7 protein-coding genes are annotated in these 10577 nt (G+C 70.2%); 6 read left to right on the forward strand and 1 reads right to left on the reverse strand.

The annotated features are described in order from the left end of the window. The first annotated feature begins 53 nt into the window (after positions 1-53). Positions 54-1625 (forward strand): UbiD family decarboxylase domain-containing protein, encoded by a 1572-nt coding sequence (locus tag ABDW61_RS19400; protein WP_343641014.1) that lies wholly within the window; start codon positions 54-56, stop codon positions 1623-1625. A gap of 195 nt (positions 1626-1820) precedes the next feature. Here ABDW61_RS19400 and ABDW61_RS19405 read toward each other — a convergent pair whose 3' ends face one another. Further along, complete coding sequence (locus ABDW61_RS19405; RefSeq protein ID WP_343641015.1) at positions 1821-2588, reverse strand: YdcF family protein; 768 nt, start codon at positions 2586-2588, stop codon at positions 1821-1823. An 86-nt stretch (positions 2589-2674) separates the two neighbouring features. On the opposite strand from ABDW61_RS19405, the gene ABDW61_RS19410 reads away from it, so the two are divergent. The 5 genes from ABDW61_RS19410 (at position 2675) to ABDW61_RS19430 (ending at position 10320) form a co-directional block, all read left to right on the forward strand. Continuing rightward, positions 2675-6583, forward strand: a complete 3909-nt coding sequence (locus tag ABDW61_RS19410; RefSeq protein WP_343641016.1) for a DUF748 domain-containing protein — start codon at positions 2675-2677, stop codon at positions 6581-6583. Between the two features lie 76 nt (positions 6584-6659). Beyond that, a complete protein-coding gene (gene msrA, locus ABDW61_RS19415; RefSeq protein ID WP_343641017.1) occupies positions 6660-7235 on the forward strand; it encodes a peptide-methionine (S)-S-oxide reductase MsrA in 576 nt (191 codons plus the stop codon). Positions 7236-7360: 125 nt separating this feature from the next. After that, the gene (locus tag ABDW61_RS19420; RefSeq protein WP_343641019.1) at positions 7361-7534 is read left to right on the forward strand and encodes a hypothetical protein; all 174 of its coding nucleotides are present in this window, start codon (positions 7361-7363) and stop codon (positions 7532-7534) included. Positions 7535-7558: 24 nt separating this feature from the next. Continuing rightward, positions 7559-7975 carry a hypothetical protein gene (locus ABDW61_RS19425; RefSeq protein WP_343641021.1) on the forward strand — a complete coding sequence of 139 codons (417 nt, stop codon included), beginning with the start codon at positions 7559-7561 and terminating at the stop codon, positions 7973-7975. 170 nt (positions 7976-8145) lie between these two features. Then, entirely contained in the window at positions 8146-10320 is a 2175-nt protein-coding gene (locus ABDW61_RS19430) for a TonB-dependent receptor (RefSeq protein ID WP_343641023.1), read from the forward strand. Positions 10321-10577: the final 257 nt, after the last annotated feature.

The raw sequence follows: 10577 nt of genomic DNA on the forward strand, positions 1-10577 counted from the left end.
GATCAAAAATAACCCGTCAACCGCATAGGACTTGTTCTAAACAACTATTGGTTATGAAGTACCGAGATCTGCGTGACTTTGTGGGCGCTTTGGAGGGCATGGGGGAGCTGCGGCGTGTGGCCGAGCCCGTCTCTCCGGTCCTGGAGATGACGGCCCTGAGCGACCTGGTGCTGCGGGCGGAAGGTCCGGCGCTGTTGTTCGAGCGGCCTGCCGGCCATGCGATGCCGGTGCTGGCGAACTTGTTCGGCACCCCCAGACGGGTGGCGCTGGGCATGGGCGCCGAGTCGACCACCCAGTTGCGGGAGGTTGGCCAGCTGCTGGCGACGCTGAAGGAACCCGAGCCGCCGCGCGGCTTGCGCGATGTCGGCAAGCTGGCGCAGATGGGCAAGGCGCTGTGGGACATGAAGCCGGCGCTGGTCAAGCGGCCGGTCTGTCAGGAGCAGGTGTTCGAGGGCGGCGATGTCGACCTCAAGCGCCTGCCCATCCAGACCTGCTGGCCGGGCGACGTCGGTCCGCTGCTGACCTGGGGCCTGGTGGTGACGCGCGGGCCGCAGTCGATCCCCCAGCCGCGGCTGCGTCAGAACCTGGGCATCTACCGCCAGCAATTGATCGGGAGACGCCAATTGATCATGCGCTGGCTGGCGCATCGCGGCGGCGCCCTGGATTTCCGCGACTTCGCGATCGCGAATCCGGGACAGCCGTTCCCGATCGCGGTGGCCCTGGGGGCGGACCCGGCGACGACGCTCGGCGCGGTGACGCCGGTGCCGGACTCGTTGTCCGAATACCAGTTCGCCGGACTGCTGCGCGGCTCGCGGACCGAGGTGGCCGACACCCAGGTCGGCGAGGCCGGCCGGATGCTGCAGGTGCCGGCGACCTCCGAGATCGTGCTCGAGGGCCGCATCCCCCCGGCCGCGCCCGGCTTCACCGGCCACAGCGAGGACGGCATCCCGCTGAAGGAGAAGGGCGGCTACCTGCATGCGCTGGAAGGGCCTTACGGCGACCACACCGGCTATTACAACGAGCAGGACTGGTTCCCCGTGTTCGAGGTGAACCGCATCACCCAGCGCGAGGGCGCGATCTATCACTCGACCTACACCGGCAAGCCGCCTGACGAGCCGGCCGTGCTGGGCGTGGCGCTGAACGAGGTGTTCGTCCCCATCCTGCAGAAGCAGTTCCCGGAGATCGTCGACTTCTACCTGCCGCCCGAGGGTTGCAGCTATCGGATGGCGGTGATCTCGATCAAGAAGGCCTATCCGGGGCACGCGAAGCGGCTGATGTTCGGCTTGTGGAGCTACCTGCGCCAGTTCATGTACACGAAGTTCATCGTGATCGTGGACGAGGACGTCGACATCCGTAGCTGGCAGGACGTGATCTGGGCCATCACGACGCGGATGGATCCGGCGCGGGACACGACGCTGGTGGAATCGACGCCGATCGACTATCTGGACTTCGCATCGCCGGTGTCGGGCCTGGGCGGGAAGATGGGGCTGGACGCGACCAACAAGTGGCCGGGCGAGACGAGCCGGGAATGGGGCCGTGTGATCGAGATGCCGGCCGAGCAGAAGACCCGGGCGGCGGATCTCTATCAGCGTTTGTTCGGGGGGCGGGAAATCACTCGTTCCTAGGGATCATGGCTTGAAGGGCGGGCGGCGCCGGTCTAAGGTTGTCTGGCCTTTCCGGCACTTTCTCTGGCGCAGTCTCTGCGCGCCAGGAGCCCTGCGGCAGATGGCCGTGGAGCCCCAAAGGCGGCTGGTCCGCCCACCCCTTCCGCGAACGGGTTGCCCGGCGCGGAAGGGGTTTCTATTTGGAGCGTCCCCGCGTCAGTGGCCGGCGGCGTAGCCCAGCCATTCGTAGCCGAGGTAGCGCGCCCGCGCCGTCCCTTCCTGCGAGGGCAGCAGGTCGCGCCATTCGACGCCGGGCAGCGCCAGCCCCATCGGCGCGGCGAGCAGTTCCACGTCCGGCGGCAGCGCCTCGCGGAAGGCGCGCATTGCTCTGCGCATGTGGACGTCGTGGGTGACCAGGATCACGCGCCGGATCCCCTTGCCGCGCAGCAGTTCGGCGGTGTAGGCCGCGTTCTCGCGGGTGTCGGTGGCGCGATCCTCCTTCCAGGCGAGCGTGAAGCCGAACTCCTGCAGCGCGGTGCGCTCGGCCAGCATGGCCTCGGTCAAGGTCTCGTCAGGGGCGTCGCGCGGCGTGCCGCCGGTGAACAGCAGCGGGATGTCGGTCTGCCGCGACAGCCAGATGCCATAGCGCAGCCGCTCGATCGAGGCCGTCTTGAGCTGCGCGGTGCCGTACTCGGGCATCAGTCTGCGGGCGCCGCCGCCCAGCACGACGATCACGCTCTGCCGCGGCGGGCTGTCGCGCAGCGCCTGGAGGCGCACAGCCTGCTGGCGGCCCAGCAGCCGGTCCTGCAGCCACAGCGCGCCGAACTCGGTGCTGCCGACCCAGACGGCGATCAGGCCCGCGGCGAACAGCGCGCCCGACAGCCAGCGCCGGCGATGCCGCAGCCACCAGGCGAGCAGCAGCAGCGGGAAGGCGCCGGTGGGCGGCAGCAGGAAGGCCGCCACCGCATGTATCAGGTCGTTCATCGAGGCACTGCGTCGGTGTCAGGTGTTGAGCCCGCCAGCATAATCAGCTTCCTTGACGACTTGTCCGGCGCCCGCCGGTGGACCCCGTGTTCTTCTCCGCTCTTCCCGTCTGGCCCCGCCGCGCGCTGCGTGCGCTCGTGGGCCTGGTGCTGGCCCTCGTCGCGCTGCTGCTGGTGGCGTGGGTGGCGCTGCCGATGTGGATCGAGCGGGCCGGCGTTCGCATCGCCTCGGAGCAGCTCGGACGGCCGGTGACGCTCGGCGGCGCGCGCTTCACGCCGTGGCGGCTCGCGCTCACGCTGGAAGAGCTGAAGATCGGCGGCCCGTCGGCCGCCGCGCCGCCGCTGCTGGAGGTTCAGCGCTTGCAGGCGGCGCTGTCGCCGCGCTCGCTGTGGCATGTCGCGCCGGTGCTGTCCTCGCTGACGATCGATGCGCCGCGGGTGCGCGTCGCACTGCTGCCCGGCGGCAAGACCGATCTGGATGACGTCGTCGCGCATCTCAATACGGCGCCGCAGACCCCGGCCAAGCACGACGACGGGCCCGCCCCGGTGGCCGTCTACAACATCGAGCTGACCGGCGGCGAGTTCAGACTCGACGATCGCGCGGCCGGCATGGTCCACGAGCTCAAGGCGCTGCATCTGGGGATCCCGTTCCTGTCGACGCTGGACGCGGACGAGGAAGTCCACGTGCTGCCGCGGTTGTCGGGGCAGCTCAATGGCGTGGGCTTCCAGAGCGAGGGCGAGGCTCAGCCGTTCGCCGACACGCGCAGCGCGAGCATGACCGTCAAGCTGGACGCGCTGGATCTGTCCGCTTATCGCGCCTACTGGCCGAAGACGCTGCCGATGCGCCTGGCCAAGGGGCAGATCGACGCGCAGCTGAAGGTGGATTTCAGGCAGCCGCCGAAGCAGGCGCCGGAAGTCAAGCTCAGCGGGCGCACCGCCGTGCGCGAGCTGTCGCTGCAGCGGCGCGCGGACGGGGGCGGTGCTGCCGGTGCTGGCGGTGCCTGGGAGGATTGGCTGCGCTGGCAGGCGCTGACCGTCGATCTGGCGGACGTGCAGCCGCTCAAGCGGCAGTTGCTGCTGGGCGCGATCTCGCTGAAGCAGCCCGAGCTGCTGATGGGCCGCGATGCGCAAGGGCGCCTGTGGTGGCCGGAGATGCCGCCTTCACCTTCCCCCTCTGCGGCGGCGCCCAAGACGGTGCCTGGCGCCGCGACGCCCGCGCCTTGGCGCGTCGGCGTTCAGCAGTTGGCGCTCGAAGGCGGCCGGATCGGCTGGACCGACGAAACGCTGCGCCCCGCCGCGATATGGCGCGTCGACGGTCTGGCGCTGAAGGGCACCGGCCTGGCCTGGCCGCTGGCCGCCAAGGCCGCGCCCGTGGAAATCGCCGCGAGCGTCGCGCCGGAAGGCGCCAAGGCGCCGGCCAGCCTGTCCGGCAAGGGCGAGATCGGCGCTGCGGGCGTCGCGCTCGAATGGGCGCTCAAGGACCTGGCGTTCGATGGCTTGACGCCCTATCTGAAGGGCGCGACGCCGTTGTCGTTGCAGGGCCGCTTCGCGACGCAAGGCGCCGTCCGCGCCGGTCCCCATGGCGAGGACCTCAAGCTGTCGCTGAAGGGGCTGAGCCTGGAGGAGGTGCAGCTGGCCGACGGCAAGAAGGCGGTGCTGGCGCTGAAGCAACTCAGCCTGGATCAGGCGGAGATTGCGCTGGAGAGCCGCAAGCTGACGGCGGGACGCGTGGCGCTGTCCGGGCCGAAGCTGGACCTGGGCCGCGACAAGGCGGGCAAGTGGAGCTGGGACGGCTGGATGGCGGCTTCCGCCACGCCGGCCGGGCCGGGCGGCGCGACGGCCTCGCGTCACCGCGCGCCGGCGGGCCGCGGCGACCATTTGACGCTGGAGGCGCCCGAGCACGGCGAGGTGGCGGCCAGGCCCGTCGGCAACGCGCCCTGGAGCGCCCAGATCGCGGAGATCGCCATCGACGGCGGCGAGGCGACGCTGCTGGACCTGGCGACCCACGTGCTCGATGACGAGCCCGCGCGCCCGATCGGCGTCCAGGCGCTGAGCTTGAAGGTCGCCGGCATCGACTGGGATGGCAGACAGCTGCGCAAGCCGCTGCCGGCGCAGCTCAGCGCCACGCTGCGGCGCCCTGACTCGACCCGGCGGGTGGCGCGTGACGTGCCGGCGTTCCGCTGGGACGGGCAGCTCGCGCTGGCGCCGCTGAAGGCCTCGGGCCGGATCGTCGCGGAGCACCTGCCACTTCACTGGGCCGATCCCTATCTGGATCCGGCGATCGGCATCCATCTGCAACGCGCGGAGGGCTCGATCCGCGGCGACTTCGACTTCACCGAGACGCCGAAGGGGCCGTCGGTGCGTGCCGGCGGTGAACTGCTGATCGCGAATCTGCGGCTGCGCCAGGCGCGGCTGCAGGACGGCAAGCGGCGCTCGGCCGAGGATCTGCTGAGCTGGCAGGGGCTGAAGCTCGCTGGGTTGAAGCTCGCGCTGGCACCCGGCGGCGCCCCCGACGTCAAGATCCAGCAGGCGGTGCTGGACGAGTTCTACGCCCGCCTGATCGTCAACGAACAGGGCCGGCTCAACCTGCGTGACCTGAACCAGACGGCGCAGGGCCAGGCGGTGGCGGCGGCGGCCGGGACGCCGGCCGCCTCGGCGCCGGTGGCCGCGACGGTGGCGAGCGTGGCCTCGGCGCCGCAGCCGACGGCGGCGTCCGTGGCCGCCTCGTCCGCCGCGGGCGAGCCTGCGCTGCGGCTCAGCATCGCCCAGACGCGCGTCAATGGCGGCAAGGTCGACTTCAACGACCGCTTCATCAAGCCCAACTACAGCGCCAACCTGAGCGAGCTCACCGGCACGCTGGGCGCGTTCTCGGCCGGCTCGGCGGCGATGGCGCCGCTGCAGCTCAAGGGCAAGGTCGAAGGCACCGGATTGCTGGACATCAGCGGCCAGCTCAATCCGAGCGGCGCGCCGCTGGCGCTGGACATCACCGCCAGCGCCACCGATGTCGAGCTCGCGCCGCTGTCGCCCTATGCCGGCAAGTACGCCGGCTACGCGATCGAGCGCGGCAAGCTGTCCACGCGGGTGCACTACCAGATCGAGCCGGGCGGCCGGCTGCAGGCGGACAACAAGATCGTGCTGAACCAGCTGACCTTCGGCGACCGGATCGACAGTCCGTCGGCGACCAAGCTGCCGGTCAAGCTGGCGGTGGCCTTGCTCAAGGACCGGGACGGCGTCATTGACGTCAATCTGCCGGTCAGCGGTTCCCTCAATGATCCGGAATTCAGCGTCGGCGGGTTGGTGGTCAAGCTGATCCTCAACCTGCTGACCAAGGCGCTGACGGCACCGTTCTCGCTGCTGTCGGGCGGTGGCGGCGCCGAGATGAGCCACCTCGACTTCCAGCCGGGCACCGCGGCGCTGGCGCCCGAAGCGGCGAAGAAGCTGGACCCGCTGACCCGGGTGCTGGCGGACAAGCCGGCGTTGCAGCTGAGCATCACCGGCTGGGTTGATCCGGAAGCGGAACGGCGCGCCGCGCAGGCGGTCCGGCTGGAGGAGGCGATGGTCACCGAGCGCCGCCGCGAATTGCGTCGCGCGTCCTTCACGCAGGCGGCGCCCGCGGCGTCGGCCGCGTCGGCGTCCGACGCGGCGCTGGCGCCGGTGGAACTCGACGACACGCAGCGCGCGCGCCTGCTGAAGGTGGTCTACGACAACGCCAAGCTGCCGAACAAGCCGCGCAACTTCCTCGGCCTGGCCAAGGATCTGCCGGCCGAGCAGATGAAGACCCTGCTGATGGACAGCTACACGGTCACCGACGAGCAGTTGCGCGAGCTGGCGCTGCAGCGCGCGGTGGCGGTTCGTGACGCGCTGATCGAGCGCGGAGTGCCGAACGCGCGGATGTTCCTGGCCTCCCCCAAGCTGCATGCGAAGGCGGATGATCGCGGCGACGACCGCGACAAGCCCTGGCAGCCGCGCGTGGATCTGGCGCTGAGCGCGCAGTGACCGGTCGACGGCGGGACTTGATCCGCGATGATCCAGCCCGATCTGAGCCGGCCGACAGTTATCACGAGGACACCCCATGAGCACCACCCCCACCCCCGTCACGCTTGCGCCCGGTGAGGACCTCATCACCCTCGGCGGCGGCTGCTTCTGGTGCACCGAGGCGGTCTTCCTCCGGGTCAAGGGCGTGCGTGCGGTCGAGTCCGGCTACACCAACGGCCAGGTCGCCCAGCCCAACTATGAACAGGTCTGCTCCGGCAACACCGGGCATGCCGAGGTCGTGCGGGTGCGCTTCGACACCAGCGTCGTCTCGCTGGAGGACCTGCTGCAGGTGTTCTTCACCATCCACGACCCGACCACGCTGAACCGCCAGGGCGCGGACGTCGGAACGCAATACCGCTCGGGGATCTACTACACCCGGCCCGAACAGCTTGGCGTGATCAGACAGGTGCTCGACGACGCCCAGCGCGCCCATGGCGGCAAGGTGGTCACCGAGGTCCAGCCCGAGCAGAACTACTGGCCGGCCGAGGCCTATCACCAGAACTACTTCGCGAACCATCCGGAGCAGGGTTATTGCGCCTTCGTCGTCGCCCCCAAGGTCGACAAGTTCGCGTTGAAGTTCAAGGCGCTGCTGAAGGACGAGGCGGCCGGCTGATGGCCGGGCTCATCCGCATGGAGGCACTGCGCCGCTCGCCCGCGGGTTCGTTTCCGCCGACATCCGAGCGAGGCACAATGCTCGCTTTCACGCGGCGTTGAGGCCGCATTCACGCCCCTGCGCTGATGACCGCACGCTTTGCCATCGCTGCTCTCCGTTCGCGCCGGCTTCTGGCTGCTTGTCTGGCTGCTTTTCTGACGCTGGACGTGGTGACCGTCGAGGGGCAGATGACGGTGCTCAGCGACGACCCCTGCGGCATGTTCTACCGCGTCACGCAGGCGATGCCCGCGGCCCGCTGAGGCGCGTGGACAGGACTCCCACCGATGCGCGCCGCGTCCGCCCCTTCGATGACCCGTCCGCCACGCGGCTGGGTCTGGCTGTGCGTGGTGGCGCTGCTGGGCTTCCAGGCGCTGGGCCTGGTGCACCGGGCGCTGCACGGCGGCCCGATGCCGGAGCCCGTGCGCCTGGCGGTGCAGGCCGCGAAGCAGGCGGCCGAACTGGAGCGCGCCGCCGCGGCTGGCACGGCCGACGAGGACGCGCCGCTGTTCAAGATCGGGCATGTCGCCGGCACCGGCGACTGCCAATTGCTCGACCAGCTCAGCCACGCGCTGGGTCCGATCGTCCAGGCCTTCGCCTGGACCGTGGCGCTGCCGGATCATCCGCTCGGCACCGTCCAGCCGCATGACGCCACGCTCGCGCAGCTGTGGCGCAAGGCCGCCCGCGGCCCGCCCAGAGCCTGACCCCTCCATCGATTCCGACCTCGCCCAGACGCGTCCGCTTGCGTTGGTTCGCGTCCGTTGACGCGGCGCGGCTGTTCGCGTCCGTCCCGGCGGCGCGATGGCGTCGCGCAGGTTCTCCCAGAAATTGATGGCGCCGCGGTGCTCGGCCGCCGGCGCTCGAGAGTGTGCTCATGTTCATCTCATTGGCTTCGATCCGTTCGTTGGCGCCGTCGCGCGCCGCTTCTCAACCCGTCCTGCAACCCACGCTGCTGGCCGTGGCGCTGAGCGCCGCGTCGGCCAGCGGCTGGGCCCAGCAGGCGCCGACCGCGCCAGCGGACCAGACGGCCCAGGCCGCCGCCGCGGGCTCAGGGGCCGACGCCGCAGCCTCGGCCGATGCGGCCTCCGGCGGCACGGGCCGCGTGCACAAGCACAAGCTCGATGCGGTCGTGGTGACCGGCAATCCGCTGAGCCAGCGCGAGCTGGCCGCGCCGGTGCAGGTGCTCAGCGGGGATGCGCTGACGCTCAAGCGCGGCGCCAGCCTGGGCGAGACGCTCGACGGGTTGGCCGGCGTCGGCTCGACCTACTTCGGCCCCAACAGCAACCGTCCGACGATGCGCGGCCTCGACGGCGACCGGGTGCGCATGCTGAGCAACTCCGGTGCCTCGGTCGATGCGTCCAGCCTCAGCTTCGACCACGCGCTGCCGGTCGATCCGCTGGTGCTCACGCGCGTGGAGGTGCTGCGCGGCGCGGCGGCGCTGCAGTACGGCGGCAATGCGATCGGCGGTGTCGTCAATGCGATCGACAACCGCATTCCGCGCCTGGCGCAGCCCGGGCTGAACGGCGCGGCGGAGCTGCGCCTGGGTGGCGCGGCCAAGGAGCGCGGCGGCGCCGTCGTGCTCGATGGCGGCGGTGAGGCCTTCGCCTGGCACGTCGACGCGGCCGACCGTCACGCTGACGATCAGCGCGTGCCGCGCTTCCTCAGCGAGGACGGCTGGCGGTCGCACGTGCGCAACTCCGACAGCCATGGCCGCAGCGGCGCGGTGGGCGGCTCGCTGCTGTTCTCGCAGGGCTATGCCGGTGTGTCGGTCGAGGACTATCACAACGACTACGGTGTGACCGTGGAGCCTGACGTCCGCATCGAGATGCAGCGTCAGCGCCTGGCCACCGCCGGTGAATGGCGCGATCCGCTGCCGGGGCTGGCGCGCGTGACCTGGCAGTTCGCGAGCAGCCGCTACAAGCACCAGGAAGTGGAGGGCAGCGGCGAGGTCGGCACGGTCTTCTCGTCCAAGGGGAAGGACGGGCGCGTCGAGGCGACGCACACGGCGCTGCAGGGCGGCTGGGGCACGGTGCAGGGCGTGCTCGGCTGGCAGTGGGAGCAGAGCGACTTCTCCGCGCTCGGCGAGGAGGCCCTGGTGCCGGGCACCAAGACACGCAACAACGCGCTGTTCCTGATCGAGCAGTTCAAGTCCGGGCCCTGGAGTCTGCAGGCCGGCGCGCGCGCCGAACGCGTCAATGTGTCGTCGACGGGGGGCGATGAGGAGCGCTTCGGCGATCCGGTGACGCGGCGCTTCAGTCCGAAGAGCTTCTCGCTCAGCGGTGCGTATGAGCTTGGCAATGGGTTCAGCTTGTCGAGCAATCTCAGCAGCAGCCAGCGCGCGCCGACCTTCTACGAGCTGTTCGCCAATGGCGTGCATGTGGCGTCGGGGGCGTTCGAGGTCGGCGATGTGAACCTGGGACTGGAGCGGGCGAAGTCGGTGGACCTCGGTCTTCATTGGAAGCAGGGCGAGGCGAAGTGGAGCGTGCAGGTCTATCAGACGCGCTTCGCGAACTACATCGCGCTGGACGCGAGCGGGCGCTCGATCGATGAGGTCGGCGAGGATGGCGAGACGAAGTCGGTGCCGGAGTTCCTGTATCGCGGCGTGCGCGCGCGGTTGCGTGGCGTCGAGCTGGAGGGGCGTCAGCCGTTGCCGGCGGTGGCGGGCTGGGGGCTGACGCTCGGGACGACGGTGGATCTGGTGCGCGGCACCAACCGTGACACCGGCGAGGCGCTGCCGCGTCTGTCGCCGGTGCGGGGCAGTCTGTCGTTGCAGGCCGAGCGGGGGCCGTGGCTGATCCAGGCGGAGGTGCGCGGCGCGATGCGCCAGGACCGCGTGCCGGCCTTCGACACGCCGACGGCGGGCTACGGCATCCTGCGCTTGAACATCGCGCGCCACTTCGACATCGGGAACCTCGACGCGATGTGGTACGTGAAGCTGGACAACCTCGCCAACAAGCTGGCCTACAGCGCGGGCAGCGTGCAGACGATCCGGCCGCTGACGCCGCTGCCCGGACGCAGCCTGTTCGCGGGGATGCAGGTCAGGTTCTGACTCGAGCGCGGTGAGCTTGCGCAAGAACTCCCTCGCCCCCCGCGAGGGGGGAGAGGGCAGGGGAGAGGGGGGTGCTTCGAAGGGCAGCAGCGCTGTGGCACGAGCCCCCTCTCCCCTCCCTCTCCCCGCTGGGTGTATGGACCGAGGACATAGGTAACAGGTGTGCCAGGACATGGGTAACACTTTTCCCGCCTAGTCAGCGGGAGGACGAAGTTGCCCTGGAGCCCAGTCACCGTGAAGGACCAACGAGAGGAATT

The organism is Roseateles sp. (genome assembly GCF_039595595.1).
Classification (GTDB): domain Bacteria; phylum Pseudomonadota; class Gammaproteobacteria; order Burkholderiales; family Burkholderiaceae_C; genus Roseateles.